Annotated in this window: 25 protein-coding genes; 9 read left to right on the forward strand and 16 right to left on the reverse strand. The window is 41.8% G+C overall.

Going from position 1 to position 26313, the window contains the following annotated elements; translation table 11 throughout:
* Window positions 1-21: 21 nt before the first annotated feature.
* The 3 genes from CFR83_RS05775 to CFR83_RS05785 are packed head-to-tail and all read right to left on the reverse strand — an operon-like array spanning window position 22 to window position 3093.
* A complete protein-coding gene (locus tag CFR83_RS05775) occupies window positions 22-1626 on the reverse strand; it encodes an ATP-binding response regulator (RefSeq protein ID WP_088813034.1) in 1605 nt (534 codons plus the stop codon).
* Window positions 1619-2254 (reverse strand): response regulator, encoded by a 636-nt coding sequence (locus CFR83_RS05780; protein ID WP_088813035.1) that lies wholly within the window; start codon window positions 2252-2254, stop codon window positions 1619-1621. The genes CFR83_RS05775 and CFR83_RS05780 overlap by 8 nt, the downstream gene beginning before the upstream one ends.
* Window positions 2251-3093 carry an EAL domain-containing protein gene (locus CFR83_RS05785; RefSeq protein WP_088813036.1) on the reverse strand — a complete coding sequence of 281 codons (843 nt, stop codon included), beginning with the start codon at window positions 3091-3093 and terminating at the stop codon, window positions 2251-2253. Before CFR83_RS05785 ends, CFR83_RS05780 begins: the two co-directional genes overlap by 4 nt.
* 282 nt (window positions 3094-3375) lie before the next feature.
* Between CFR83_RS05785 and groES the strand changes: the two genes are divergently transcribed.
* Window positions 3376-3666, forward strand: coding sequence for a co-chaperone GroES (gene groES, locus CFR83_RS05790; RefSeq protein ID WP_088813037.1), 291 nt, complete (start codon window positions 3376-3378; stop codon window positions 3664-3666).
* Window positions 3667-3694: 28 nt separating this feature from the next.
* Window positions 3695-5344 (forward strand): chaperonin GroEL, encoded by a 1650-nt coding sequence (groL, locus tag CFR83_RS05795; RefSeq protein ID WP_088813038.1) that lies wholly within the window; start codon window positions 3695-3697, stop codon window positions 5342-5344.
* A gap of 42 nt (window positions 5345-5386) precedes the next feature.
* On the opposite strand, the gene CFR83_RS08380 is transcribed toward groL, so the two are convergent.
* The 4 genes from CFR83_RS08380 to CFR83_RS05810 all read right to left on the reverse strand — a co-directional run bounded on the left by CFR83_RS08380 (window position 5387) and on the right by CFR83_RS05810 (window position 8564).
* Window positions 5387-5560: a hypothetical protein gene (locus tag CFR83_RS08380; protein WP_165765054.1), complete on the reverse strand. Its 174-nt coding sequence runs from the start codon at window positions 5558-5560 to the stop codon at window positions 5387-5389.
* A gap of 94 nt (window positions 5561-5654) precedes the next feature.
* The gene (locus CFR83_RS05800) at window positions 5655-7097 is read right to left on the reverse strand and encodes an NAD(P)(+) transhydrogenase (Re/Si-specific) subunit beta (RefSeq protein ID WP_088813039.1); all 1443 of its coding nucleotides are present in this window, start codon (window positions 7095-7097) and stop codon (window positions 5655-5657) included.
* Complete coding sequence (locus CFR83_RS05805; protein WP_088813040.1) at window positions 7094-7408, reverse strand: NAD(P) transhydrogenase subunit alpha part 2; 315 nt, start codon at window positions 7406-7408, stop codon at window positions 7094-7096. Before CFR83_RS05805 ends, CFR83_RS05800 begins: the two co-directional genes overlap by 4 nt.
* Before the next feature lie 22 nt (window positions 7409-7430).
* Window positions 7431-8564, reverse strand: coding sequence for a Re/Si-specific NAD(P)(+) transhydrogenase subunit alpha (locus CFR83_RS05810; RefSeq protein ID WP_088813041.1), 1134 nt, complete (start codon window positions 8562-8564; stop codon window positions 7431-7433).
* Window positions 8565-8757: 193 nt separating this feature from the next.
* Between CFR83_RS05810 and mnmA the strand changes: the two genes are divergently transcribed.
* Window positions 8758-9834, forward strand: coding sequence for a tRNA 2-thiouridine(34) synthase MnmA (gene mnmA, locus CFR83_RS05815; RefSeq protein WP_423808379.1), 1077 nt, complete (start codon window positions 8758-8760; stop codon window positions 9832-9834).
* A 12-nt stretch (window positions 9835-9846) separates the two neighbouring features.
* Here mnmA and CFR83_RS05820 read toward each other — a convergent pair whose 3' ends face one another.
* Window positions 9847-10458, reverse strand: coding sequence for a glutathione S-transferase N-terminal domain-containing protein (locus CFR83_RS05820; protein WP_088813043.1), 612 nt, complete (start codon window positions 10456-10458; stop codon window positions 9847-9849).
* A 79-nt stretch (window positions 10459-10537) separates the two neighbouring features.
* On the opposite strand from CFR83_RS05820, the gene purB reads away from it, so the two are divergent.
* From purB to CFR83_RS05835, 3 genes are all read left to right on the forward strand, one after another.
* Window positions 10538-11917 (forward strand): adenylosuccinate lyase, encoded by a 1380-nt coding sequence (purB, locus tag CFR83_RS05825; RefSeq protein WP_088813044.1) that lies wholly within the window; start codon window positions 10538-10540, stop codon window positions 11915-11917.
* Between the two features lie 23 nt (window positions 11918-11940).
* Window positions 11941-13251 (forward strand): 3-deoxy-D-manno-octulosonic acid transferase, encoded by a 1311-nt coding sequence (locus CFR83_RS05830; protein ID WP_243383359.1) that lies wholly within the window; start codon window positions 11941-11943, stop codon window positions 13249-13251.
* Window positions 13252-13448: 197 nt separating this feature from the next.
* Window positions 13449-14135: a TerC family protein gene (locus CFR83_RS05835; protein ID WP_088813045.1), complete on the forward strand. Its 687-nt coding sequence runs from the start codon at window positions 13449-13451 to the stop codon at window positions 14133-14135.
* A gap of 68 nt (window positions 14136-14203) precedes the next feature.
* On the opposite strand, the gene secF is transcribed toward CFR83_RS05835, so the two are convergent.
* From secF to queA, 5 genes are read right to left on the reverse strand one after another with little or no spacing between them, the layout of a single operon-like run.
* Window positions 14204-15181 carry a protein translocase subunit SecF gene (gene secF, locus CFR83_RS05840; RefSeq protein WP_088813046.1) on the reverse strand — a complete coding sequence of 326 codons (978 nt, stop codon included), beginning with the start codon at window positions 15179-15181 and terminating at the stop codon, window positions 14204-14206.
* A gap of 14 nt (window positions 15182-15195) precedes the next feature.
* A complete protein-coding gene (gene secD, locus CFR83_RS05845; protein WP_088813047.1) occupies window positions 15196-17052 on the reverse strand; it encodes a protein translocase subunit SecD in 1857 nt (618 codons plus the stop codon).
* Between the two features lie 12 nt (window positions 17053-17064).
* A complete protein-coding gene (gene yajC, locus CFR83_RS05850) occupies window positions 17065-17385 on the reverse strand; it encodes a preprotein translocase subunit YajC (RefSeq protein WP_088813048.1) in 321 nt (106 codons plus the stop codon).
* A 29-nt stretch (window positions 17386-17414) separates the two neighbouring features.
* A complete protein-coding gene (tgt, locus tag CFR83_RS05855; protein WP_088813049.1) occupies window positions 17415-18569 on the reverse strand; it encodes a tRNA guanosine(34) transglycosylase Tgt in 1155 nt (384 codons plus the stop codon).
* Window positions 18566-19603, reverse strand: coding sequence for a tRNA preQ1(34) S-adenosylmethionine ribosyltransferase-isomerase QueA (queA, locus tag CFR83_RS05860; protein WP_088813050.1), 1038 nt, complete (start codon window positions 19601-19603; stop codon window positions 18566-18568). The genes tgt and queA overlap by 4 nt, the downstream gene beginning before the upstream one ends.
* A gap of 32 nt (window positions 19604-19635) precedes the next feature.
* On the opposite strand from queA, the gene recG reads away from it, so the two are divergent.
* Genes recG through ubiA form a run of 3 tightly spaced genes read left to right on the forward strand, consistent with a single transcriptional unit; the run spans window position 19636 to window position 23480 of the window.
* A complete protein-coding gene (gene recG / locus CFR83_RS05865; protein WP_088813051.1) occupies window positions 19636-21705 on the forward strand; it encodes an ATP-dependent DNA helicase RecG in 2070 nt (689 codons plus the stop codon).
* A gap of 12 nt (window positions 21706-21717) precedes the next feature.
* On the forward strand, window positions 21718-22635 hold the full coding sequence (locus tag CFR83_RS05870; RefSeq protein WP_088813052.1) for a LysR substrate-binding domain-containing protein: 918 nt from the start codon (window positions 21718-21720) through the stop codon (window positions 22633-22635).
* On the forward strand, window positions 22635-23480 hold the full coding sequence (ubiA, locus tag CFR83_RS05875) for a 4-hydroxybenzoate octaprenyltransferase (RefSeq protein ID WP_088813053.1): 846 nt from the start codon (window positions 22635-22637) through the stop codon (window positions 23478-23480). Before CFR83_RS05870 ends, ubiA begins: the two co-directional genes overlap by 1 nt.
* A 1-nt stretch (window position 23481) precedes the next feature.
* Here the strand turns inward: ubiA and proC are convergent, their stop codons facing one another.
* The 3 genes from proC to glcF are packed head-to-tail and all read right to left on the reverse strand — an operon-like array spanning window position 23482 to window position 26313.
* Window positions 23482-24330: a pyrroline-5-carboxylate reductase gene (proC, locus tag CFR83_RS05880; RefSeq protein WP_088813054.1), complete on the reverse strand. Its 849-nt coding sequence runs from the start codon at window positions 24328-24330 to the stop codon at window positions 23482-23484.
* Window positions 24327-25040, reverse strand: coding sequence for a YggS family pyridoxal phosphate-dependent enzyme (locus tag CFR83_RS05885; protein WP_088813055.1), 714 nt, complete (start codon window positions 25038-25040; stop codon window positions 24327-24329). The genes proC and CFR83_RS05885 overlap by 4 nt, the downstream gene beginning before the upstream one ends.
* Window positions 25021-26313, reverse strand: a complete 1293-nt coding sequence (gene glcF, locus CFR83_RS05890; RefSeq protein ID WP_088813056.1) for a glycolate oxidase subunit GlcF — start codon at window positions 26311-26313, stop codon at window positions 25021-25023. The genes CFR83_RS05885 and glcF overlap by 20 nt, the downstream gene beginning before the upstream one ends.

Below are 26313 nucleotides of genomic sequence, written 5' to 3' on the forward strand. Positions count from 1 at the left end.
TAATAATATAGCCAAAATAATTCAATTAATGAATGTTTTTTCGGTAATAATTTTTTTAAGAATTTTATTGGATTTGGTAAGTGCAATACACATCTCACTAAAAAGCGGCTTATTAGGTTGGGGGCAACTCTTCTCAAATTGGCTTGCAACTTTAATTAAATACATATCTCTAGTTAAGTTTGCGCCACCTAGTACTTTGTGGGCCATAGCTTTTACCTCTCTTTCAGGCAATTTTATTTGGTGATCCAATAGCCCAGAATTAAGTAAGCTAATTGCCTGTTGTTGAAAGGCGAGTATCTCCTTCGCAATTGTTAAATAAATACCTGATTTACCTTGGCCTAACTGTACAAGTGAGGTTGTATAGGTGTCATACAAATTTAGCTCTCTTTTCCAGTCAGATATTGATGCTGGTTTAATCAAAACAGAGTCAAAAGGGCTATTTTGGTCTAATAATTTCTTGGCTCCATCGGTGTGAGCGGTGATTCCATATATCTGAATATTTTCAGCGTAGGCGTTTCTAGCCATTTGAGCTAATTTTTCACCATCCATCTCTGGCATTGAAAAATCAGTGACCAATATGTCAAAGGGAGTGTTTAACAAGAAGTCTTTCCCTAGTAACGCATTTTGATAACTGTGTACACAGTAGCCCATATCTTTAAATTGAGATTCTGTAATTAACCTACTGGGGGCATGGTCATCAACAATTAGTACTGATTTACTCTTGATCACATTTGTTAAGGGTGAGCTCTCTTTGACTGTCTTTGAACCATACTTTGGCTCATCTGTAGATCTAGTTAGCAATAACTGAAAGCTTGCTGTAGTTCCTTGATTAATTTCAGACTCAATTGATATCTGACTGTGCATAAGTTTTAGTAGATGGTCTGTTATTCCTAGACCTAAGCCAGTCCCAATATTTTCAATGTTTAGGTGCTGGGTGTTTATCTGCTCATAAGGGCGTAAGAGTCTATTAATTTGTTCTGAGGGCATACCTACGCCGTCATCAGCGATTTCAAAATAAATTATTTGTGCAAAGTGATCATTAGCAATTACTCGTGTTGTGAGGATGACTTGACCTTTGTTTGAAAATTTAATGGCATTACTAATCAAATTATGAAGAACCTGATTGAGCTTAACCCCATCAAATACTAGGCTAGGCGCAATTTCTGGGCAGATATGTGTCGTGAGCTTCACCTCAGATTTTGTTGCGGCGATTGATAGTGTTCTATCAATATTTTTTAATAAATTCTTTAGGTCGCTAGCTGTTTCTTCAAGTTGGACTTTGCCTGCTGCAATCTTTGATGCATCTAGCACCTGGTTAAGCATTTCAAGCATTGATTGTGCAGATTCTTTCGCACTTTCAAGGATTCTGTGCTCGTAAGTTGGCAGTGTCTTATTGGCTAATATTTTTTCATGTATGCCAATGATGGCGCTAATTGGATTCTTAATTTCATGACTGATGTTTGATAGCGTTACATCTTTTGATGTAATTAATTTTTTTAGTTGTTCATTCTCGCTTGACTTGATCAGTATGAGCTTTTGCACTTGCTTACTTTTTAGGATTAGGTAAACAATTAATGCTAGATTGAAAACAGCCAATATGGGAATCAATGGATTGATGTTAGACATCGATAATTCTGTTTGATCTGCAAAATGAAATCATGTCAGCTAAGTTGCTAACGCCAATTTTTTTATATACGCGGTATTTGTATGTGGATACCGTTTTCCCGCTGATGTGCAAAAACTCAGATATATCAGAATTGCAATAGCCGTCAGCTAGGTACTTCATGACCTGGAATTCTCGTGGAGAAAATGATGCAATGATTTCTTCATCACTATTTGGAGGGTCGCCCTCATCATTCACATGAAAGAACGTGTAGCCCTGAGATACCGCTAGACATGCCGCTAAGATAATGTCTGAGTTAGCTGTTTTGCTGATAAATCCATGACCCCCAACTGTTCTAATTCTGGTGCCATAAATCTTGGGGTCCAAACTAGACACCACCAGAATACGAATCTGTGATGATGCAATTCGTAGTCGACGAATAACATCAAGACCATCAGTTCTTGGCATGTCTAAATCAAGAATGATGAGATCTGGAGGATTCAGCCTAGAGAACTCGATACATTCTTCGCCGTTTGTGGCTTCCCCTGCTATCTCAAAATGAGCATTTTCACTGAGCATGTTTTTTAGTGCCCAAATCATTGCAGGGTGGTCGTCAACGAGCAGGACCTTTTTTCTGGCAGCAGTTTTCATGATGGTTTCTTATTCAAGTGACTGCGCATAGCAGTTTGTTGTTTTGTACTCTTGCCCAACTTCACCACTTGATGAATAGTCATTGCAGGCATGATGTGTTGCCCAAAATAACTATCAACCTCCCATTTTTCTGCAGCTAATTTTTCATATATCAGCTTGATTGGCCCCGCGCTTACTTTGCAGTCATACTTTTTTGCGATCTTCATAAGAGCCGATAATTTTTCTTCACATTGACTGCCTGGAATTGCTTGTCTTAACAGCGCTCCTGAAAGATAAACATATTTAAAGTCGTGATCGTTTAATAACTCGCAATCCATTTGCGTGCCATCAAAGTTCATTAGATGAAGCAATACACCTAATCTTTGTAGTTTGATGATGGAGTCTTGAAACGTGATCTTGTTGTCTGTTGTTGGTCTATTGATTAGGCCAACATTGATGAGCCCAATTGGCAGGTGGCAGTTCAACAAGGCGTTTTGAAGACCTTTTTGGATGTTTTGGTTTATTAACCACTCACATTTAACTGGAATCATGATTGCAGTTGGTTTGCTATAGCTGTGCCAGTAGCAGGATGCTCGAATGCCATCATTAAATAGTCTTAAAACATCTTCTTCTGGGCAATCAATCAATGAATTCAGAATGACAAATTGCGTCAATTGAGTCTTAGTCTCAAGAACTAGTTCGAAGAATAAGTCTTGAGCTTGACCCCAGTTTTCAATTTGTTGATTGATGTTTTGGGTAGCAGAACCATAAAGCTTGCTATTTCCCGCCTCTTTAATAACCGTTGGAGGTTTTTTGCTCCAATTTTTAACTAAGGTATATAAGCGAGACTTGGGCTTCATAATTAAATCCAATAAAAATCAATAAGTTATGTGTTTTTTTAGGTTTATAGCGTGTGTTTTAGGTAAAAATCCTTGAAAAAACTTTCCCGCATCCATCTCTGAGAAAGATTTTTTAAGGGGTTGATGTTGTAACTACCCTTGAAAAGGTGGGGTAGCGTCCTTATAATTAGCACTCAACCAGTAAGAGTGCTAACAATCTGTTTGAACTACTTCTGGAAATTATAATTAATTATTTTTACTAACTGATAAGTTAATACTTACTAACATACTAAAGGAGTCTATATGAATCTACGCCCTTTACATGATCGTGTGATCATCAAGCGTTTAGACAATGAAACTAAAACAGCTTCAGGACTTGTGATTCCTGACACAGCAGCAGAGAAACCAGACCAAGGCGAAATTTTGGCTGTTGGTACAGGTAAAAAAGATGATTCTGGCAAGGTAATCCCTTTGGACGTCAAAGTGGGTGACCGTGTTTTGTTTGGCAAGTATGCAGGTCAAACAGTAAAAGTTGATGGCAATGAGCTTCTCGTGATGCGCGAAGAAGACATCATGGCTGTTGTTCAGAAGTAATTAATAAGAGACATCGAAAGGAATTCAAATGGCAGCAAAAGAAGTATTTTTTGGTGACAGCGCTCGTACGCGCATGGTCGAAGGCGTTAACATTTTGGCTAACGCAGTTAAGGTAACTCTAGGCCCTAAAGGTCGTAACGTAGTTCTAGAGCGTTCATTTGGTGGCCCATTAGTAACAAAAGACGGTGTGTCTGTTGCTAAAGAGATTGAGCTTAAAGATAAGCTTCAAAACATGGGTGCACAAATGGTTAAAGAAGTTGCATCTAAAACAGCAGATAACGCTGGTGACGGTACAACAACTGCAACAGTATTAGCTCAATCAATCGTTCGTGAAGGCATGAAGTATGTAGTTGCCGGCCACAATCCAATGGATTTGAAGCGCGGTATCGACAAGGCAGTAACTGCAGCTATCGAAGAAATTACAAAGATTAGCAAGCCATGTACAACTACTAAAGAAATCGCTCAAGTTGGTTCTATTTCTGCAAACAGCGACTACAGCATTGGTGAGCGCATTGCAGAAGCGATGGAAAAAGTAGGTAAAGAAGGCGTGATTACTGTTGAAGACGGTAAGTCATTGGCTGATGAGTTGGACGTTGTTGAAGGTATGCAATTTGACCGTGGCTACTTGTCACCATACTTCATCAGCAATCCAGAGAAGCAAGTTGCTGTTTTGGAAAACCCATTCATCTTGTTGTTTGACAAGAAGATCAGCAACATTCGTGACTTGTTGCCTGTGCTTGAGCAAGTTGCTAAAGCAGGTCGTCCATTGTTGATCATTGCTGAAGATATTGAAGGCGAAGCATTAGCAACATTGGTTGTGAACAATATCCGTGGCATTTTGAAAACTTGTGCAGTAAAGGCTCCAGGTTTTGGTGATCGTCGTAAAGCAATGCTTGAAGACATCGCTATCTTGACTGGTGGTCAAGTGATTGCTGAAGAAGTTGGTTTGACACTAGAAAAAGCAACTTTGCAAGATTTGGGTCAAGCTAAGCGTGTTGAAATTGGTAAAGAAAACACAACCATTATTGATGGTGCTGGTGATGCTAAAAACATTGAGGCACGCGTTAAACAAATCCGTGCACAAATCGAAGAAGCTACAAGCGACTACGATCGTGAAAAACTACAAGAGCGTGTTGCTAAATTAGCAGGTGGTGTAGCAGTTCTTCGCGTTGGCGCAGCAACAGAAGTTGAAATGAAAGAAAAGAAAGCTCGCGTAGATGACGCATTGCATGCTACTCGCGCTGCTGTTGAAGAAGGTATCGTTCCTGGTGGTGGCGTTGCTTTAGTTCGTGCTAAGCAAGCAATCACATCACTAAAAGGCGATAACGCAGATCAAAATGCTGGTATTAGCATTGTGTTGCGCGCTATGGAAGAGCCACTACGAATCATCGTTTCTAACGCTGGTGATGAAGCAAGTGTTGTAGTTAATAACGTAGCAGCTGGTAAAGCTAACTATGGTTACAACGCTGCAAGTGGTGAGTACGGTGACATGGTTGAGATGGGTGTTATCGATCCAGCTAAAGTAACTAAGACTGCTTTGGTAAATGCTGCTTCTGTGGCTGGTTTGTTGTTAACAACAGACTGCTCAGTTGTAGAAGCTCCAAAGGATGATGCTCCTGCAATGCCTGATATGGGCGGCGGTATGGGTGGCATGGGTGGTATGGGCGGTATGATGTAATTTGAGTCCATACTCAATAAAAGGGCGCCGCAAGGCGCCTTTTTATTGGCCATCACTTTGATGTTTGTGTTTTTGTCCTCTCGTGACTAATGCGTTTTTGCGGCTCTTGATTAATTTTGTAGATTTCTTTTGACCGTATGCATTTGGAGATATACCCGCAGTTAAAAGGGCATGCCTTTTAATTTGTGAGATTGATAAGCGTTTTTTAATATTCATGTGATGACTATACGTCAATCAATTTATGGGCACAAAAAAACCACTCCGTAGAGTGGTTTTTAAGTTAGTAAAGATTCATTGAATCACTACGTTATTACTCAACAGCTTTGACCATGTCTTCAATAACTTTCTTCGCATCACCGAAGACCATCATTGTCTTGTCCATGTAGAACAACTCGTTATCCAGACCAGCGTAACCAGATGCCATTGAACGTTTGTTAACAATCACTGTCTTAGCTTTGTATGCTTCTAGAATTGGCATGCCAAAGATTGGGCTGCCTGGCGTTCTAGCTGCTGGGTTAACAACGTCATTGGCGCCGAGGATAAGCACAACGTCAGCTTGACCAAATTCGCTATTGATGTCTTCCATTTCGAATACTTGATCGTATGGAACTTCAGCTTCAGCTAAAAGAACGTTCATGTGGCCAGGCATACGGCCAGCCACTGGGTGAATCGCATATTTAACTGTAACGCCAGCGTGAGTTAACTTCTCTGTTAATTCTTTTAGGGCATGCTGTGCGCGAGCAACTGCCAGGCCATAACCTGGAACGATGATGACTGTTTCAGCATTAGTCATTAAGAACGCAGCATCATCAGCAGAGCCTGACTTAACGTTACGTTGTTCTTGCGAGCCACCAGCAGCACCTGCTGCAGCATCACCACCAAAACCACCAAGAATCACGTTGAAGAATGAACGGTTCATCGCCTTGCACATGATGTAAGACAAGATGGCACCAGAAGAGCCAACTAATGAACCTGCCACAATCAACATGGAGTTGTTTAATGAGAAACCAATACCTGCTGCAGCCCAGCCAGAGTATGAGTTCAACATTGAAACCACCACCGGCATATCAGCACCGCCAATTGGGATGATGATTAGCACGCCAAGAATAAAAGCTACCACTGTCATCACAACAAAGTAGTTCCATGCTGGCTCAGCGCCTGGTGCAATCGCAAACATCACACCACTACCAACCATCACAATCGCTAACGCTAGGTTAAGCATATGTTGGCCAGGGAATGTTACTGGTGCACCTTGGAATAAGCGGAATTTGTATTTGCCAGATAGTTTGCCAAACGCAATCACAGATCCTGAGAAAGTAATGGCGCCAACAAATGTACCGATGAATAGTTCAAGACGATTGCCCAAAGGAATAGGCTGTCCTGCTGCAACAATACCAAAAGCATTTGGCTCTGCAACAGCGGCAACAGCAATACACACAGCCGCTAAACCAATCATGCTGTGCATGAAAGCTACTAGCTCAGGCATTTTTGTCATCTCAACACGTTTGGCCATGATGGCACCAGCGCCGCCGCCAATGACCAAGCCTGCTAGTACATAAGTCATGCCAGTAACAGCAGACTCTTGCGCAAGCATCATCACTAGACCAACTGTAGTGGCAATAGCAATTGCCATACCAGTCATGCCAAATAAATTACCTTTAATTGATGTGGTCGGATGAGATAAGCCTTTAAGGGCTTGAATAAAACAGATAGAAGCTACTAAATAGAGCAGCGTGACAAGATTTAAGCTCATGCTGTTTCTCCCTTAGCTTTTTTATCTTTTTTCTTAAACATTTCTAGCATGCGTCTTGTAACCAAGAAGCCGCCGAATACGTTCACAGCAGCAAGCGCTACAGCAATCGTACCCATTGATTTGCCAAGAGCACCTTCTGTTAGTGCAGCAGCTAGCATGGCACCAACGATGATGATGGCGGAAATAGCATTGGTCACAGCCATTAGAGGTGTGTGTAATGCAGGGGTAACGTTCCAAACAACGTGATAACCAACATAAATGGCTAAAACGAAGATGATTAAGTTATATATAGTTGGGCTGATCATGTCCATGATTTTTTCCTTTTAATTCTTCTTATGCGTTCTGGCGAAGAACTTGACCACTTTGACACATCAAGCAAGCTGTAACGATGTCGTCATCAGTAGGGATCGCCAATTTGGCTTCCTTATCAATGATCAGTTTCATGAAGTCTAATAAGTTGCGTGCATAAAGAGCTGAGGCATCTGCAGCAACCATGCTAGCTAAATTGGTGTAACCAACGAGTTTTACGCCGTGTTTTGTCACCACTTTATCTGCTTCTGTCAGTGGACAGTTGCCGCCGCCGTTCTCACCTTTGCCAGCAGCCAAGTCAATGACTACAGAACCAGGTTTCATTTGAGAAACTGTTTCAGAATGCAACAGTGTTGGCGCTTTACGACCCGGAATTAAGGCTGTTGCAATCACAATATCAGCTTGTTTTGCACGCTCAGCTACTAAAGCAGCTTGTCTTTGCATCCAAGAAGCTGGCATTGGACGAGCATAACCGCCAACACCTTGAGCGATTTCACGCTCTTCTTCTGTCTCGTAAGGCACGTCAACAAACTTAGCACCTAATGACTCAATTTGTTCTTTAGCAGCAGGACGAACATCAGATGCTTCAATCACCGCGCCAAGACGTTTTGCTGTGGCGATGGCTTGAAGACCTGCAACACCTGCACCCAAAATTAATACGCGAGCAGCTTTAACGGTACCAGCTGCAGTCATCAACATTGGCATAAAGCGTTGGTATTCATTTGCTGCAACCATCACAGCTTTGTATCCAGCAATATTTGCTTGTGAAGATAGCACGTCTAGGCTCTGAGCCCTTGTGGTTCTTGGGGCTGCCTCTAGTGCAAAGGCTGTAATGCCTTTAGCAGCCATCGCTGCATTATTGCTGTTATCAAATGGATCTAACATGCCAAGTAAAACAGCATTAGTATTCATTTGAGCTAATTCGTTGGAGTCTGGTGCACGAACTTTTAATACTAGTTCAGCACCAAGTGCATCAGCAGCAGAACCAATAGTTGCACCTACAGCTTCATAAGCTGAATCAGGTTGGCTACTTGCTAGACCAGCATTACTTTGAACTATGACTGTGTGACCTTGGCTAATGAATTTCTTCACAGTTTCAGGTGTTGCAGCAACGCGCGTTTCATTCGCCCGCGTTTCTAAGGGCACGCCAATGCGCATGGGTTTCTCCCTGTTGTTATATAAAAGTTTAAGATTACCCTAAATTAGGGATATTTCTAAGCGGATAAAACCCGAATTTTAGAGTTTTTTTACCTAATTTAGCTGTTTTAGCTAGCTATAATTTGCAACTTCGATCTCAATTTTTATGACTTTCCCTGCTTTTGACACTAGTTTTTTAGATGCCGCACCCGTATTGCCTCCGGCAACGGTAGTGATTGGCATGTCCGGTGGTGTCGACTCATCTGTTGCAGCTTGGATTTTGAAACAGCAGGGTTACAAAGTCATTGGTCTATTCATGAAAAATTGGGAAGACGATGACAACAGCGAATATTGTTCTTCGCGACAAGATTGGTTAGATGTTGTCTCTGTAGCAGATTTAATTGGTATTGATGTGGAAGCAGTTAATTTTGCTTCTGAATATAAAGATCGAGTCTTTGCGGAATTTTTAAGAGAATATTCAGCTGGCCGAACACCAAACCCAGATGTTTTGTGTAATGCTGAAATTAAATTCAAAGCATTTTTAGATCATGCGATGAGTTTGGGTGCTGAGGCGATTGCTACTGGTCACTATGCTAAAACTGCCAGAGTTGGCAATGAAGTTCATTTGCTAAAGGCAATTGATGAGACTAAAGATCAAAGCTATTTTTTGTATCGCTTAAATCAGCAGCAGTTAAAGCATGTCATTTTTCCTTTGGGCGGGATTAGGAAAACAGTGATTCGCGAAATTGCTCAAAAAATTGGTTTACCTAATGCAGCCAAGAAAGACTCAACAGGAATTTGTTTTATTGGTGAGAGACCATTTAGAGAGTTTTTAAATCGTTACTTACCCAATAAGCCTGGTCCGATTAAAACTGAGGATGGCAAAACGGTTGGCGAACACGTTGGCTTGGCGTTCTATACCCTGGGTCAGCGCAAAGGTATTGGCATGGGCGGTAGTAAAGATGGCACGGGCGATCCTTGGTTTGTTGCCAAGAAGGATATTCAGAGTAACACCTTGTATATCGTTCAAGGACATGAACATCCTTGGTTATTAAACCCATTGTTAAGTGCGTCACAAATTAGTTGGACATCTGATATTGCCCCTACTCTAGGAGCTTACTCAGCTAAAACAAGATACAGACAAGTTGATGCGCCATGCCAACTAACAGCTTTAACTGAAGATTTATTTACGCTTAATTTTGATGAAGCTCAGTGGGCTGTAACGCCTGGGCAGTCAGCCGTTATTTATAACGGTGACCGTTGCCTAGGCGGCGGCATTATTACCAATTAACAGCTAATATTTTTACTGAGGCGGATTTGTCTGTATGAAAGACGGGCGCTTCATAAGCTTTTGATAAAGCTTATCTAAATTAGGGTAGCTGGCTTGCCATTTGATATTTGGAAAGCGAAACAATAAATAGCCCAAAGCACAGCCAACTGCGATATCAGCTAAGCTCATTTGGTTGCCAAAGCACCACTCGTGATCGTTTAAGCCATCAGACATGGCTTTTAGGCCGTGGTTAATTTTATCGAGTTGGCGATCAATCCATGGTTGACTCGCTTGATTGCCTGGATGCCAGGTTGGCTCTAGCCTTACAAGTAAGGCTGCATCAACAATCCCATCAGCCAGTGCCTCCCAGGTTTTGACTGCTGCCCTATCTTTGCCTGTTGGCGGAATTAATTTATTAACGGGGCTTAGCGTATCAGCGTATTCAACAATCACGCGTGAATCAAACATGGCTCCGCCATCATCCATGACTAGGCACGGCACCTTGCCTAGGGGGTTTGATGAAGTGATTTCTGATGTTTTTGACCAAACATCTTCAACAACTAAAGGCACTTCAATCTTTTTTTCAGTAAAGACAATCAAAGTCTTTCTGACGTATGGGCTAGTGAGGGATCCAATTAATTTCATGTCATTAGTATAGCTATTTAGGGAAGTTCGTCTAGAACGACTAAAATCATGTTTTAAGCGATTTTTTTAGGATTTAGCTGTGACTACTCAATTATCAACATTAAGTGCCTTATCCCCATTAGACGGTCGTTATGCAGGTAAAACTGATGGTTTGCGCCCATGGTTATCTGAAGCGGCATTTATGCGCCAGCGTGTTCAAGTTGAAGTTCATTGGTTAATTGCCTTATCTCAAGCAAAGTTACCTGATTTTCCTAGTTTTAGCGCAGCTGCTGAAGCGGTTTTATTAAAGCTTGTGGCCGATTTCTCAGATGCTGATGCACAAAGAATTAAAGCCATTGAGGCTGTCACAAATCATGACGTTAAAGCAGTTGAGTATTGGATGAAGGAAAAGGTTGCTGGTCACGCTGAGTTAGAAAAAGCGAGTGAGTTCATTCATTTTGCGTGCACTTCAGAGGACATCAACAATACTTCACATGGCTTAATGCTCAAAGGCGCTCGAGAAGAAGTAATCTTGCCTAAGTTAAAAGAAGTTTTAGCTTCATTAACTAATTTAGCTGTTTTAAATGCTGATATCCCTATGCTATCTAGAACGCATGGTCAGCCTGCATCGCCAACGACTTTAGGCAAAGAAATGGCTAACGTGGCGATGCGTTTAGAGCGCGCGATACGCAATATTGAGAATGTGCCTTTGTTAGGAAAAATGAATGGTGCTGTAGGTAACTACAACGCGCATTTGTCGGCTTACCCAGATGTTGATTGGGAGAGCTTTTCTAAAGAGGTGGTTGAGAAGCGTTTAGGTCTTCAATTTAATCCATATACGATTCAAATTGAGCCGCATGATTACATGGCTGAGTTGTTTGATGCAGTTGCTAGAGCCAATACGATCTTGCTTGATTTGAATAGAGATATTTGGGGTTACATTTCTGTAGGTTATTTCAAGCAAAAAACTAAAGCTGGTGAGATTGGCTCATCAACAATGCCTCACAAAGTAAATCCAATTGACTTTGAGAACTCAGAGGGTAATTTAGGCATTGCCAATGCTTTGTTAAAGCATTTGTCAGAGAAGTTGCCTGTATCTCGTTGGCAGCGCGATTTAACTGATTCAACTGTTTTACGTAACCTAGGTACTGCTCTAGGACATAGCTTATTGGCTTATGACAGTGTTTTGAGAGGTTTGGGTAAATTGGAAACCAATCCAACTCGTTTGGCTGAAGACTTGGATAACTGTTGGGAAGTTTTGGCTGAACCGGTTCAAACCGTGATGCGTCGTTATGGTGTTCCTAACCCTTACGAACAATTAAAAGAATTAACACGCGGTAAGGGAATTACACCTGAAGGTCTTAAGACGTTCATTCAAGGTCTTGCAATACCTGATGACGCAAAACAGTCTCTATTAAAAATGACGCCCGCTTCATACATTGGTAAAGCTATTGAGCTTGCTAAGCGTTTGAAAAAATAATGATTGATCAGACTAGAGTCACGATGAGCATCTCGATTCGTTTGCTATTGTGGCTCTATGAATGTCTTTGGTATTTAGCATTACCGGTGGCATTAATTAGGTTGTATTGGAAGGGTAGAAGATTACCTGGTTATCGTCAGCATGTGGCAGAGCGATTTGGGTTTTACAGTTGTCAAAAAACTTCTAACCTGATTTGGCTTCATGCTGTTTCTGTTGGGGAAACTAGAGCTGCGGCACCACTTGTGGAGGCTTTAATCGCTAGTGGCAAAACAATTTTGTTAACTCACATGACGCCTACAGGACGAGCTACGGGGCAGCAAATATTTGAACAACATCTGAAATCCGGTTGTTTGCAACAAGTGTATTTGCCCTATGACGTCTCGTGGGCAGTAAATGCCTTTTACCGATATTTTTCTCCTCAAATTGGCTTAATTATGGAGACAGAGGTTTGGCCAACGCTTGTTTTATCTGCTAAACGTCATAAGATACCCACAATACTAGTAAATGCTAGGTTATCTAATAGAAGTGCCAAGAGAGCAGCTAGCTTTGGCGCAATTGCTACATACATTTATCAATCTTTTACAAAGATATTGGCTCAAACTGGTTTGGATGCCAAGCGCTATCAATCACTTCATTTAAATAATGTATTGGTAACTGGTAACTTGAAGTTTGATGTTGCCGCTAATTCTTCTCAAGTTAATGAAGCATTGCTTTTGAGAAAAGAATTAAATGCAGGCATGCAGATAGTTTGTGCTGCCAGTACACGTGAGGGCGAGGAAGAGTTAATTGTTGCTGCTTGGCAAAAACTCAAACAAGATCACCCCGATTTAAAAAATATTTGCTTATTGATTGTTCCAAGACATCCTCAACGATTTGATGATGTGTATGCATTATTAACCAAGAGTTTTCCTCAGGTGGCACGAAAGTCTTTGCTGAAAACTAACGCAGATTTGGCTACAGCAATTAATCAGCAAGGCATTTTGCTTGGTGACTCAATGGGTGAGATGAGTTTTTATTACGCCTTATCTGACTTCGTGGTGATGGGCGGTAGTTTGCAACCTTTGGGCGGCCAAAATTTTATTGAGGCATGCGCGCTAGGTAGGCCTATCATTTTGGGGCAGCATACATTCAATTTCCAACAAGCTGGTATTGATGTGATAGATGCTGAGGCTGGGTTGAGAGTCGACGGTATTGAAGGTCTTAGTCAAGCAATGGGATTACTTTTTCTAAATCATGAGCTCAAAGAAGCCATGAGCACCAATGCTCTAGATTTTGCTAACCAACACACTGGGGCAACTCAAAAAATATTAGCTATTGTTCAAGCAAGTCACTAATCAAGTACCCCTAACGTTCAAGGGGTTAAATCATCAGCAGTACAAGCCTAAAAATATTCAGATAGAATTTCTTCAAACCATTGGGGAGTAGCCAGCTCACATATGTGAGTCTTGTATATCGTCAATACGACATGAATATGTCCGGTATATGAGGGGAATGGGTTCTTGGCGAGACCAACTTTTAAGAGGGCGTTCCCGTGGATTTTTTATCTTTAAATGCAGTCTGGGCAGTTCTTGCCATTATTTTGATTGACCTTGTATTGGCCGGCGACAATGCCCTTGTTATAGGCATGGCTGCAAATCGTTTGCCTCCTGATTTGCGTAAAAAAGCAATTTTTTGGGGTACTTTTGGTGCCATCGCAATTCGCTTTGTTTCTGTTGCAATCATCACTTACTTAATGATGATTCCTGGGCTTAGATTGGTGGGTGGAGTAGCCTTGGTTTGGATTGGCTGGAAGCTAGCATTCCAGGAAAGTCATGAAGACGTTAAAGCAGCGGATACATTCTGGTCCGCAATTAGTACGATAGTGATCGCAGATGCAGTGATGGGCATTGATAATGCATTGGGCATTGCGGCAGCTGCCAATGGCAATTGGTGGTTCATTATCATGGGCTTATTGATTAGCATCCCAGTGGTAATTTTTGGTTCTAGTATGGTTACAAAAATACTAGATCGTTGGCCTAATGCGGTATTTGTTGGCAGCTTTGTTCTATTCGCTGTTGCAGTTCAAATGGTGATTAAAGAGCCACTGTTTGCCTCTACCTTAAGTTCAATAGATGGCTGGCTGTTGAAATTGTTGCCTTGGTTATTTGCAATTGGCGCTACAGCTTTTCAATTTAATCTATCAAAGAAAGCCTCTAAAGGTATGGCAGCGGCTATTTAGTAATGTAATTACATTACAAATAAAAAAGCGGGCAATGCCCGCTTTTTTAATGCCTCAATATTGGCTATTTAAACTTGAGCGCCAAAGTTTGGATCATCACTATTGCTAGCATTAGGATTTGCTTTTGTTTCTGGAGTTAATAAATCTTCGCGCTTAATTCCAAACCACATTGCTAAAGCAGCAGCCACGAAAACAGATGAGTAGATACCAAACAAAATACCAATCGTTAGAGCTAGTGCAAAGTAGTACAGAGTAGGGCCGCCAAATAGAAGCATCGCAAGAACCATCATTTGTGTGCTGCCGTGAGTGATGATTGTGCGGCTGGTGGTGCTGGTGATGGCGTTATCAATAATTGCAGAAACTTCCATCTTTCTGTATTTGCGGAAGTTTTCTCTAATACGGTCAAAAATAACAACTGATTCGTTAACTGAATAACCTAAAACTGCTAAAACAGCCGCTAAAACAGATAGGGAGAATTCCCATTGAAAGAGGGCGAAGAATCCCAGAATGATTACGACGTCATGTAAGTTAGCCAAGATGCCGGCAAGAGCAAATTTCCACTCAAAGCGAATAGATAAATAAATAACGATGCCGAGGACAACAAATAAAAGCGCTAGCAAGCCATCTGTTGCTAATTCTTTACCAACCTGCGGTCCAACAAATTCAACGCGCTTTAATTTAACGTCATCTTGAGAGGCTTTTAAAGTTGTTAATACTTGATCACTTTGTTGTGCTGATGAAATAACTTGGCCATCAGCCCCCTTTTGTAGTGGCAAACGGATTAAAACGTCTTTAGAGCTGCCAAAGTTTTGAACTTGAACATCTTGATAGCCCAACTTAGTTAAATCGTCTCTGATTGAATTTAATGGGGCAGCTTGTGTATAGCTAACTTCCATCACAGTGCCGCCTGTGAATTCCACTGATAGATGCAAACCTTTAGTGCTCAAGAAAAAGATCGCGGCAACAAATGTTAACGCTGATATGACATTTAGCACCAATGCATGGCGCATAAAGGGAATGTCACGACGGATACGGAAAAATTCCATGGCTAATATTCCTTTTATTCAGTTGGGCGCCAAACTTGGCCAATAGATAGTTTTTCAAGTTTCTTTTTGCGGCCATACCAAAGATTGGCGAGGCCTCTAGCAAAGAAAACTGCAGAGAACATTGAAGTCAAAATACCTAAGCTATGAACAACAGCAAAGCCTCTAACTGGGCCTGAGCCAAATGCAAGCAACGCAACACCAGCAATTAGTGTGGTGATGTTTGAGTCAAGGATGGTTCCCCATGCTTTTTCAAAGCCTGTGGCAATTGCTGCTTGTGGGCTGGCGCCTGAGCGTAGTTCTTCACGAATACGTTCATTGATTAGAACGTTTGAGTCAATCGCCATACCTAAGGCTAAAGCCATAGCTGCAATACCTGGCAAAGTTAAGGTGGCTTGCAGCATAGAGAGGATGGCGACTAATAGAAATAAATTAACTGCCAATGCGACGACTGAAAATGCGCCAAAAAGTAGGTAGTAGGCAATCATGAAGATTGCGATAGCGCAAAATCCGTAAATAACTGAATTGAAACCTTTGGCGATATTGTCAGCACCCAAACTTGGACCAATTGTTCTTTCTTCAATGATTTCCATAGGGGCTGCTAGTGAGCCTGCACGTAGCAACAGTGCTAAGTCATTGGCGCTTTCAGTGCTTGGTTGACCGGTGATTTGGAATTTTGATCCAAATTCACTTTGAATAGTCGCAACTGTCAAAACTTCTCCGCGACCTTTTTCAAACAAGATCATACCCATTGGTTTACCAATGTTTTCACGTGTAACTTCTTGCATTACGCGGCCACCAGCAGAATCTAAGGTGATGTTCACAGATGGACGTTGATTGTTATCAAAGCCTGCAGATGCGCTAGTAATTCTGTCGCCACTAAATATCACTGATTTTTTAAAAACGACTTGGCGACCATCACCAGTTTTGAAAACATCAGATCCTGGAGGAGGTAGTTCTCCAGATAGAAGGTATGTCTTAACTGGATCGGCCAAGCGAGATTCTAGAGTTGCGGTTCTGCCGATAATGTCTTTTGCCCTAGCTGTATCCTGCACGCCAGGTAGTTGAACGATGATGCGATCTTGACCTTGTTGCTGAATAACTGGTTCTGCCACGCCTAATTCGTTGACGCGATTATGTAACGTGGTGATGTTCTGTTTAACCGCATTTTCTTGAACTTCTTTGATGGCGGAAGCTTTAAATTCGCCAACTAATTTAAAACCATCCGCTGATTTTTGTGAGTTGAACTCTAGGTCAGGGATGTTTTTATTGAGTAGTAATCTTGCCGCGAGTGCCTCATCTTCTTTAGCAAATTTGATGATGATTGAATCATTTTGACGTTCTACGCCAGAGTGACGAATTGATTTTTCACGTAGCTGTGATCTTGCATCGGCGCTTAGGCTTTCAATTTTCTTTTGTAGTGCGCCACGCATATCAACTTGAAGTAAGAAGTGGACTCCACCTCTTAGGTCTAAGCCTAGATACATCGGCATGGCACCCATAGAGCCTAACCACGCTGGCGTGTTAGAAATCAAATTCAATGCAATGACATAACTTGGGTCATTACTGTCTGGGTTGAGTGCTTTTTGTAAAGTGTCTTTTACTTTTAATTGGTTGTCGGTGCTATCTAAACGGATCTTGATGGTGCCGTTAGCGCCAATTCTTTCAAATTGAATGCCTGTGGGCTGGATTTGTGCATTGCTCAAAATTTGAGTAATGCGTTCTTGTGTGCCCAAATCAATTTTGACAGTCACTTTACCCGCTGAAACTTGTACAGCTGGTGCCTCCCCAAAGAAATTAGGAAGGGTATAAATGGCTCCAATTAAGAGAGCCACAGCAATTACTAGGTATTTCCACAGCGGGTAACGATTCATGCCAAATCTTTCTTAGATAGCTTTGATAGTGCCTTTAGGCAAAACAGCCGTTACTGCGCTTTTTTGCATTTTTACTTCTGTACCTGGGAGTAGTTCAACTGTCACATATGGGTCTTTAAGATTTGTTACTTTGCCCATTAGGCCGCCAACAGTCACAACTTCATCACCAACAGCCAATGCCTCTAGCATGTTTTTGAGTTCTTTTTGGCGCTTCATTTGCGGACGAATCATGACAAAATACAACACCGCAAACATCAAAATTAATGGCAAAAAGCCCATAATGCCGCCACTTTCCGCTCCAGCGGCTTGCGCATATGCGTTGCTAATAAACATGTTATTTCCTCCAATTAGAAACTAGGATTTTACCCTGTAGTTTCAAGCACGCCTATGGCGCGATTTTGGTGGAATTCCTTAATAAATTCAGGGAATTGATCCTGATCTAGAGCATCCCGTATTTCGGACATTAAATTCAGGTAGTAGTGGATGTTATGAATCGTATTTAACTGCGACCCTAAAATCTCATTCGCTTTTTGTAAATGATGTAAATATGACCTAGAGAAGTTACGGCATGTGTAGCAGCTGCAAGTTGGATCTAATGGTCTGGTGTCTGTTTTAAATGATGCATTTCTGAGCTTTAAGTCACCAAAACGCGTAAATAGCCAACCGTTTCTGGCGTTGCGTGTTGGCATGACGCAGTCAAACATATCAATACCTTGGCTAACTCCTAGTACCAAATCCTCTGGTGTGCCCACGCCCATCAGATAGTGAGGCTTGTTTTCTGGAAGCTTGGGTCCAATATGACTTAAGATTCTTTCAAATTCTGGCTTTGGTTCTCCGACTGATAGGCCGCCAATGGCAATACCGTCGAAATCTTGTTGTGAAACGCCGTCTAGTGACACATCTCTTAAATGCTCAAACATCCCGCCTTGAACAATTCCGAATAGAGCATTACCAGTATCAAGATCTCTAAAGCGCTTAATTGATCTCTCTCCCCAGCGAAGTGATAGTTCTAGTGAGTTTTTAACGGTTTTTTCATCGGTAGGAATGCCGTTTGTTTCGTAGGGTGTGCATTCATCAAACTGCATTGCAATATCGCTATTGAGTTCTGCCTGAATTTCCATGGAGATTTCAGGAGACATGAATAGCTTATCGCCATTAACGGGTGAGGCAAATGCCACACCTTCTTCTGTGATTTTTCTGAGTGCGCCTAAGCTAAATACTTGGAATCCGCCAGAGTCAGTGAGAATTGGCTTTTTCCAACCCATGAAGTCATGTAAGCCATGATGTTGATTAATGACTTCAAGGCCAGGTCTAAGCCACAAGTGAAAGGTGTTTCCTAGAATGATTTGTGCTTGAGCTTCTTCTAAGTCTCTTGGCGTCATGCCTTTGACTGTGCCGTAGGTTCCCACTGGCATAAAGATAGGTGTTTGTACTTTGCCATGCGGCAAACTCACTTCACCTCTGCGAGCGTGTGTACGACTATCTTTTTTGATGAGTTTGAAGTTAAGTGGTTTCATTGACGAGTTAAAAACATAGCATCGCCATAACTAAAGAAGCGATATTGTTGTGTAATGGCATGATCATAAGCTTTTCTGATGGGTTCAACCCCAGCAAAAGCGCTCACAAGCATTAATAAAGTAGAGCAGGGTAAATGAAAGTTGGTGATTAGCTTATCAATCACTTTAAATGTGTAGCCTGGCGTAATAAATAATCTGGTCTCACCCTCTGTGATGCCGAGCTCTGCACTTGATTCTAGGGCTCTGAGGCTGGTGGTGCCTACAGCAATGATGCTGCCGCCTAGGCGTTTAGCCTCATCAATCGCCATTTGAGTTTCTTTGGGGATTGAGAACCATTCGCTGTGCATTTTGTGTTCGGATAAATCTTCTGTGCGAACGGGGGTAAATGTGCCTGCACCAACATGCAATGTGATTGTTGCGTATTGCGTTCCTTTGGCTTTGATTTTTTCAAGTAAATGCTCATCAAAGTGCAGCCCTGCCGTGGGTGCTGCTACTGCGCCTGGATTTTTTGCCACAACTGTTTGGTATCTCTGTTGGTCATCAGAGTTCGCTTGATGTGTGATGTAAGGAGGTAATGGCAGTTGACCATATTTCTCAAGAAGAGGAATGCAGGCTGATGAAAATTCCACTTCGTAAAAAGGACTGTTGAGCTCTTGTCGACCAATGACTTTGATGGAAAAACCATCATCTGCATGGCCGATCAATATTTGATTGCCAGGTTTAGGTGGCTTTGATGCTCTGATTTGAACTACTGCTTTGTTTGTGTCAATGATTCTTTCTAGGAGAACCTCAACAGCTCCACCGCTTTCTTTTTTACCAAAAAGTCGAGCCGGAATTACTTTGGTATCGTTAAAAATGAGTAAATCATTCGGTTTAAGAAGTTCAAGAAGGTCGGTAAACTGTTTATCTTCTATGATTGGTTCTTGATTAATAGTTTGATTAAGTACTAATAACCTGCTTGAGCTTCTGTCTGGCAGGGGGTGTTGAGCAATTAACTCAGGTGGCAAGTTGTAGTTAAAGTCAGAAAGACGCATTACAGTCCCATTGGAACATTACTATTTAATTAATGACCGGTAAAACCAATTCATCTCCTCTCGATAAGCTAGGCTTGCGCTCCAGTTTGGATTGTGCGCTCCATATACCTATTCGTTATGAAGATGAAACCAAATTATCAACCATTGCAGAGGCAATTGGCTCATTTGGCGGTTTGACCTACCAAGTTCAGGGGTATGTGATCCGACAAGAGGTGATGTTTCGTCCGCGTCGTCAGTTGCTAGTCCAAATTAGAGATGATGATGGTCAAGAGTTGTTTTTACGTTGGTTGAACTTTTACCCGAGTCAGCAAAAGCAAATGTCGATGGGGGCTCACTTGCGTGTAAGGGGTGAGGTGCGTGACGGGTATTATGGTCCGGAGATGGTTCACCCAGTAGTTAAAGCAGTGACGCCTGATGCACCGCTACCGTCTACATTGACCCCTGTTTACTCTACTGTGGCAGGAGTTAGTCAAACATTGATTCGTAAGGCAATTGCGAAAGCAATTCAAGACCCAGGTTTGCAAATCAGCTTAAAAGAATTTTTACCAAATGAGCTAATTGCGAAGACTTTTCCTGGTTTAACGATTCCTACATTGATTTCAGCTTTACAGACTTTGCATCAGCCAAGCAAATCTGATGATTTGGAGTCTATACAAAATAGAACACATCCTGCCTGGCGTCGCGTGCAACTCGAAGAGTTGTTGGCTCAACAGATATCGTTGCAGCAGGCAAGGCAAAAACGTTTAAACAGGCAAGCAGTATCAATGAGTCCAGCACCTCTTGAGCGGGGCGTTTTGAATCAATTTATCAAATCTTTGCCCTTTGATCTAACTGGAGCTCAGAAAAAAGTTTGGCAGGAAATTATTCAAGATTTGAGTCGTGCCTATCCTATGAATCGTTTGTTGCAAGGTGATGTGGGGAGTGGCAAGACTGTGATTGCTGCATTAGCAGCTTTGCATGCTATTGATCATGGATGCCAGGCTGCCATCATGGCCCCCACAGAAATATTAGCCGAGCAACACTATCGTAAATTAAAGCTCTGGTTGGAGCCTTTGGGTGTGAAGATTGCATGGTTAACAGGATCACTTAAGGTAAAGGAAAAGAGGGAAGCTCAAGAGCAAATTAGTAGTGGTGGTGCGCACCTGGTTATTGGCACTCATGCCTTAATTCAGGAGGGTGTTGAATTTGCCAAGCTTGGATTTGCTGTGATTGATGAGCAACATCGTTTTGGTGTTAAGCAACGTTTGCAATTGCAGCAAAAAATTGATGATGTTGAAGTTCACTGTCATCAATTAATGATGTCAGCTACACCAATCCCTAGAACTTTAGCCATGACTTTTTATGCTGATTTAGAAGTATCGGTCATAGATGAGTTGCCGCCAGGAAGAAGCCCCATTGTGACAAAGTTAGTCAAAAATGAGAGGCGCCAGGAGGTTGTTAGTGGCTTGTTGGCAGAATTAGCTAAAGGCAGGCAGGTATATTGGGTATGCCCGCTCATTGAAGAATCGGACACCTTGCAACTGAAGACGGCTGTGGAAACACATGAAGCTTTGGTAAAAGCATTACCAAATGTCAAAATTGGTTTGGTGCATGGAAGGTTGAAGTCTCAAGAAAAGAACTCAGTGATGCAAAGTTTCGTTTCTGGGGACATTCAAATCTTGGTGGCTACAACAGTGATAGAAGTTGGTGTTGACGTCCCTAATGCCTCATTAATGGTCATTGAGCATGCCGAAAGATTTGGCTACGCGCAATTGCATCAGTTACGAGGTCGAGTAGGGCGTGGGTCGGCTGAGTCTGTTTGTATTTTGTTATATGGTCAAGAGTTATCGTTGGCTGCAAAAGAGCGATTGCAAACCCTTAAAGAAACCCAAGATGGATTTTTAATTGCTGAACGAGATTTAGCCTTGCGAGGCCCTGGAGAATTGTTGGGTTCTAAACAATCAGGGGATGCTATGTTGCGGTTTATTGATTTACAAAAAGAGCAGTGGCTCATAGAAAAAACACAGCAACTTTCTGTGGCTTTGTTATCGAATTACCCAGAAATTGCCGAGCAGCATCTATCAAGATGGTTAGGTAGTCGAGCTGAATATCTAAAAGCTTGATATCCTCTCAATATGACATTAACTGAACTACGTTATATCGTGGCTGTAGCTAGAGAGCGACACTTTGGTCGTGCGGCTGATGCTTGCTTTGTGTCTCAACCCACTTTATCGGTAGCAATTAAAAAGCTTGAGGAAGAGTTAAACATTCAGATCTTTGAGAGATCTGGTGCTGAGTTAGCTATTACTCCATTGGGTCAGAGCATCATTCATCAGGCTCAAAAGGTGTTAGAGGAGGCACAGGTAATCAAGCATTTGGCTCAGCATGGCCAAGATCCTTTATCTGGCCCTGTGCGTTTGGGCAGCATTTATACGATTGCCCCTTATTTGCTACCCAAGTTAATTGCCAACAGTAGAAGCTTGTTGCCACAAATGCCTTTGTACTTACAAGAAAACTTCACAGTCAAACTATTGGAGCTTTTGAAGCAGGGTGATATAGATGCTGCAGTACTCGCTGAGCCTTTCCCGCAAGGTGGGCTAGAGGTGTTGCCTTTATATGATGAAGGTTTTATGGTGGCCGTTCCTCAGGGGCATCCTTGGGAAAGTCTGGCGATGATTCAGCATGCTGATTTGCAGTCGCAAACAACCCTATTATTGGGTCAAGGACATTGCTTTAGAGATCAAGTGCTTGATATTTGTCCTGACATGCAAAGACATCAAAAAGAGGGTGAGTTAAGTAGCTTTGAAGGCTCATCGCTAGAGACTATTAGGCAGATGGTTGCAGGTGGGATTGGAATTACTATTTTGCCAATTACTTCAATTGTCGATCAGAACAGTCCGAATAGTTTGATTAGATATATTCCATTTGCTAACCCGATTCCAAAGCGTCGTGTTGTTTTAGCGTGGCGTAAAAGCTATGCAAGAACTGCTGCCATGCATGCATTGGCTGATGCGATTAAATCTTGTGGTTTGTCGGGGGTTGAGTTCTTGTAATGGCTTCAAAGTTTTCAGACTATTTAGCGCTCATTCGTTTTGATAAACCAATTGGCACATTATTAGTTCTGTGGCCGACATTGTGGGGTTTATTGATGGCGTCTAATGGGCATCCTCAGCTGGCTCATCTGCTTATTTTTTCAATGGGTTGTTTTTTAATGCGTAGTGCAGGTTGCGCCATTAATGACTATGCAGATAGAGACTTTGATAAGCATGTTTCTAGAACTAAAGATAGACCTGTTACAGCGGGTCGAGTGAGCCCCAAAGAGGCTTTGTTGGTTGCTGCATTTCTGGCGCTAATTTCATTTTTACTAATTCTGCCACTCAACCTATTTACCAAGCTTTTATCTATTCCTGCTGTTTTGATTGCAGCAATTTACCCATTCACAAAAAGATTTTTTTCAATTCCTCAAGCAATATTAGGGATCGCATTTTCCTTCGGAATACCGATGTCATACGCAGCGGTACAAAACAGTATTCCTGTTGATGCTTGGTTATTAGTAATTGCTAATATTGCGTGGGCCATAGCCTATGACACAGCATATGCCATGGTTGATAGAGAGGATGACTTAACCATTGGTATAAAAACGTCCGCTATTACTTTTGGTAAGCATGATGTTTTGGTGATGATGATTTGTTATGCAATCACTATGACAAGTTTTGCTTGGATTGCTCTACGACATGATTTGTCGAGTTTATTCTGGGTTTTTTGGGTTCTAGGTTTGGGGTTGATTGTCTATTACTATCAGCTAGTGTCTACACGAGCCCCTCAGCAATGCTTTTTGGCGTTTAAAAGAAACAATTGGTTAGGGGCAGCTTTATTTTTAGCCTTGGCTTTTTCTTAAGTTACTGACGGCTAAATTCATCACCCATTTCAGCACCACGAGCGCTTGCAGCTTTAATAGCTTTAGCCATAATTTCTGCCCAAGACTCTTTTTCAAGAACCTGCAAAGCCGCATAAGTTGTACCACCTTTAGAGGTGACTTTCTCGCGCAATATTGATGGTGGTTCTGAAGATTGGGCAGCTAAACTTGCTGCACCTTGAACGGTTTGTATAGCTAATAAACGAGCTTGAGCAGGTGTTAGTCCTTGAGCAATACCAGCGTTTTCTAAAGCCTCTAAAAATGCAAAAACATATGCAGGGCCGCTACCTGATACAGCGGTGATGTCATCCATCTGTTTTTCGTTATCAACCCACACAACTTTGCCAACTGCCTGACAAATATTTTCAGCTAATTCTTTATCGCTCTTCGGAGTATTGGCATTTGTATATAAGCCAGTCATACCTTGGCTAATTAATGCAGGTGTATTAGGCATAGCTCTTACTAATCTTGTATGGCCTAGCCATGCTGCCATATCAGATGTTCTAATTCCTGCTGCCACACTCAAACACAGAGGTTTTGTGTTGAAAGTACTGAGTACTTCAGCAAGTTCTAGTGATGCTTCTTTGAACTGTTGTGGTTTTACGGCCATCACAATTACGTCAGAAGATTCGATGTGTGCTGCTAATTTTTTAATATTTTGTGCAGTAATAACTGATAGCTCAGACTCTAGACGCTGACGGGTTTGATCATAAGGGTCAGCAACAAAAATATTTTTTGCAGCAACCCCTTTTTTAATTAATCCGCCTATTAGTGCGCTAGCCATGTTGCCGCCACCAATAAAACTAATTTTTAGAGTTGATAAGTTATTCATAAATAGGTTCTCTTGCCAAAAATTGCTGTGCCAACACGTACCATCGTACTACCTTCTGCTATCGCAGCTTCAATATCTGAAGACATGCCCATAGAGAGGGTATCTAGTTGCATTTTAGATTGATCAAGTTCCTCACTTGACTTCAAAATCTCAAGGAGTTGGCGTAGCTCGTGATGAGCCTGTCTTTGTTGGGCTACATCATCTGTGGGCTCTGGAATGCTCATGAGTCCTCTCAGTAAAAGATTTGGTAGCTCGGATATATGCTTACAAAGCTCAATGAGATCATTGGCTTGCACACCGCTTTTACTAGATTCGCCACTGATGTTAACTTGTATGCATACATTCAATCGCGGTAAGTTAGATGGCCTTTGATCATTTAATCTTTGAGCAATTTTTAGGCGGTCGATGCTATGAACCCAGTCAAAATTTTCGGCAACATCGCGAGATTTATTGCTTTGTAATGGGCCAATAAAATGCCATTTAATTTCAGCTCGTAAATCTTGAAGTGATGCAATTTTTGCCACACCTTCTTGGACATAGTTTTCCCCAAAGGCACGCTGCCCGCTATCAAAGCAAGTTCTTACATCTTCTGCAGGAAATGTTTTTGAAACTGCTAAAAGCTGAATATCTTCTGGCGAGCGACCACAAGCCTTGGCGGCTTGAGTGATACGCTCTTTAATATTCTCTAAGTTAGCTTTTATGAAGGACATATCCCTCATTTTGCTCTATTAATGAATCAATCAGTTCAATCCAGTGTTCAACCGTTGTATTTTCATTTTGTAAATGTGTAATACAACCAATATTCGCTGACACAATTCGATCTGCTTGATGCTGAGAAACAGCTTTTTGAAGATGATTTAATTTTTGTTCTTTGAGCTGTTTGGATAAACCAGCTTGCAAGATTGAGTAGGTTCCAGCCGAGCCACAACATAAATGACTATCTTGGCACGTATTTATTGCAATACCCAATTGCCCAAGCATAGTTTCTAACTGACCTTTAATTTTTTGACCATGTTGCAAAGTGCAAGGAGGGTGATAGACCACACCTTTCTTAGACTTGTCGCCAATTAGCTGTTTTAAGGACTGTGTGTGACTTGGCAGTATCTCAATCAGATCTTTGCAAAGATCTGATATGACTTTGGCTTTTTCTGCATAGTGAGGATCGTCGCGCAATATATGACCGTATTCTTTAACGGTGACACCGCAACCAGATGCGTTCATGATTAGTGCTTGAACTTTATGGCCATTGCATTCAGGTGCTTCACCCGTAACATAAGGCCACCAAGCATCAATATTCCTTCGCATATCAGCTAAGCCAGCTTCTTGCTCATTGAGGTGATATTTTAGTGCGCCACAACATCCTGCTTTGGCTGCAACTAGAACATCAACGCCTAATTGACTCATCACTCGAGCGGTGGCGTTATTGATATTAGGTAGCATGCCGGGTTGAACGCAGCCCTCTAGCATTAACATTTTGGTGTGGTGAAGATTGCTAGGAGGGCGTAAACCTGGTTGTTTTCCACGTGGCATTTTTTGTTGAATGACCTTTGGTAACAGTGGCCTAACAATTCTGCCAAGTCGCATGCCATTCTCAAAGAGAATTTTATTGGTTAGACCAAAAGCTAATGCTTTACGTAAAAGACGCTCAACGATAGGTCTTGGACTAGTTTGTTCTTCGGCCCATTTGCGACCAATATCAACTAAGTGTCCATAATCGACGCCACTTGGGCATGTGCTTTCACAGTTTCGGCAGGTTAGACAACGATCTAAGTGCTCGCGCGTTTTTTCAGTTGCAGGTCTGCCTTCAGCAATTTGTTTAATTAGGTAGATTCGACCTCGTGGTCCATCTAATTCATCACCAAGTATTTGATAAGTTGGACATGTTGCCGTACAAAACCCACAGTGAACACATTTATTCAAAATGCTCTGGGCCATCACGCCATCTGGAGTCCCAGCAAATTGAGGAGCTAATTCTGTTTGCAT

Origin of the sequence: Polynucleobacter victoriensis (assembly GCF_900187875.1) — a bacterium.
In the GTDB taxonomy this organism is placed as follows: domain Bacteria; phylum Pseudomonadota; class Gammaproteobacteria; order Burkholderiales; family Burkholderiaceae; genus Polynucleobacter; species Polynucleobacter victoriensis.

Excerpts from the sequence above, each read along its gene's own strand:
- CFR83_RS05800 (WP_088813039.1), bottom strand. The coding sequence starts at position 7,097 with ATGAGCTTAAATCTTGTCACGCTGCTCTATTTAGTAGCTTCTATCTGT.
- CFR83_RS05805 (WP_088813040.1), bottom strand. The coding sequence starts at position 7,408 with ATGGACATGATCAGCCCAACTATATATAACTTAATCATCTTCGTTTTA.
- CFR83_RS05775 (WP_088813034.1), bottom strand. The coding sequence starts at position 1,626 with ATGTCTAACATCAATCCATTGATTCCCATATTGGCTGTTTTCAATCTA.
- CFR83_RS08380 (WP_165765054.1), bottom strand. The coding sequence starts at position 5,560 with ATGAATATTAAAAAACGCTTATCAATCTCACAAATTAAAAGGCATGCC.
- CFR83_RS05885 (WP_088813055.1), bottom strand. The coding sequence starts at position 25,040 with ATGTCCTTCATAAAAGCTAACTTAGAGAATATTAAAGAGCGTATCACT.
- glcF (WP_088813056.1), bottom strand. The coding sequence starts at position 26,313 with ATGCAAACAGAATTAGCTCCTCAATTTGCTGGGACTCCAGATGGCGTG.
- CFR83_RS05810 (WP_088813041.1), bottom strand. The coding sequence starts at position 8,564 with ATGCGCATTGGCGTGCCCTTAGAAACGCGGGCGAATGAAACGCGCGTT.
- CFR83_RS05780 (WP_088813035.1), bottom strand. The coding sequence starts at position 2,254 with ATGAAAACTGCTGCCAGAAAAAAGGTCCTGCTCGTTGACGACCACCCT.
- yajC (WP_088813048.1), bottom strand. The coding sequence starts at position 17,385 with ATGTTTATTAGCAACGCATATGCGCAAGCCGCTGGAGCGGAAAGTGGC.
- proC (WP_088813054.1), bottom strand. The coding sequence starts at position 24,330 with ATGAATAACTTATCAACTCTAAAAATTAGTTTTATTGGTGGCGGCAAC.
- CFR83_RS05785 (WP_088813036.1), bottom strand. The coding sequence starts at position 3,093 with ATGAAGCCCAAGTCTCGCTTATATACCTTAGTTAAAAATTGGAGCAAA.
- CFR83_RS05830 (WP_243383359.1), top strand. The coding sequence starts at position 11,941 with ATGAGCATCTCGATTCGTTTGCTATTGTGGCTCTATGAATGTCTTTGG.
- groL (WP_088813038.1), top strand. The coding sequence starts at position 3,695 with ATGGCAGCAAAAGAAGTATTTTTTGGTGACAGCGCTCGTACGCGCATG.
- recG (WP_088813051.1), top strand. The coding sequence starts at position 19,636 with ATGACCGGTAAAACCAATTCATCTCCTCTCGATAAGCTAGGCTTGCGC.
- groES (WP_088813037.1), top strand. The coding sequence starts at position 3,376 with ATGAATCTACGCCCTTTACATGATCGTGTGATCATCAAGCGTTTAGAC.
- secD (WP_088813047.1), bottom strand. The coding sequence starts at position 17,052 with ATGAATCGTTACCCGCTGTGGAAATACCTAGTAATTGCTGTGGCTCTC.
- CFR83_RS05870 (WP_088813052.1), top strand. The coding sequence starts at position 21,718 with ATGACATTAACTGAACTACGTTATATCGTGGCTGTAGCTAGAGAGCGA.
- ubiA (WP_088813053.1), top strand. The coding sequence starts at position 22,635 with ATGGCTTCAAAGTTTTCAGACTATTTAGCGCTCATTCGTTTTGATAAA.
- secF (WP_088813046.1), bottom strand. The coding sequence starts at position 15,181 with ATGGAATTTTTCCGTATCCGTCGTGACATTCCCTTTATGCGCCATGCA.
- queA (WP_088813050.1), bottom strand. The coding sequence starts at position 19,603 with ATGCGTCTTTCTGACTTTAACTACAACTTGCCACCTGAGTTAATTGCT.
- CFR83_RS05820 (WP_088813043.1), bottom strand. The coding sequence starts at position 10,458 with ATGAAATTAATTGGATCCCTCACTAGCCCATACGTCAGAAAGACTTTG.
- tgt (WP_088813049.1), bottom strand. The coding sequence starts at position 18,569 with ATGAAACCACTTAACTTCAAACTCATCAAAAAAGATAGTCGTACACAC.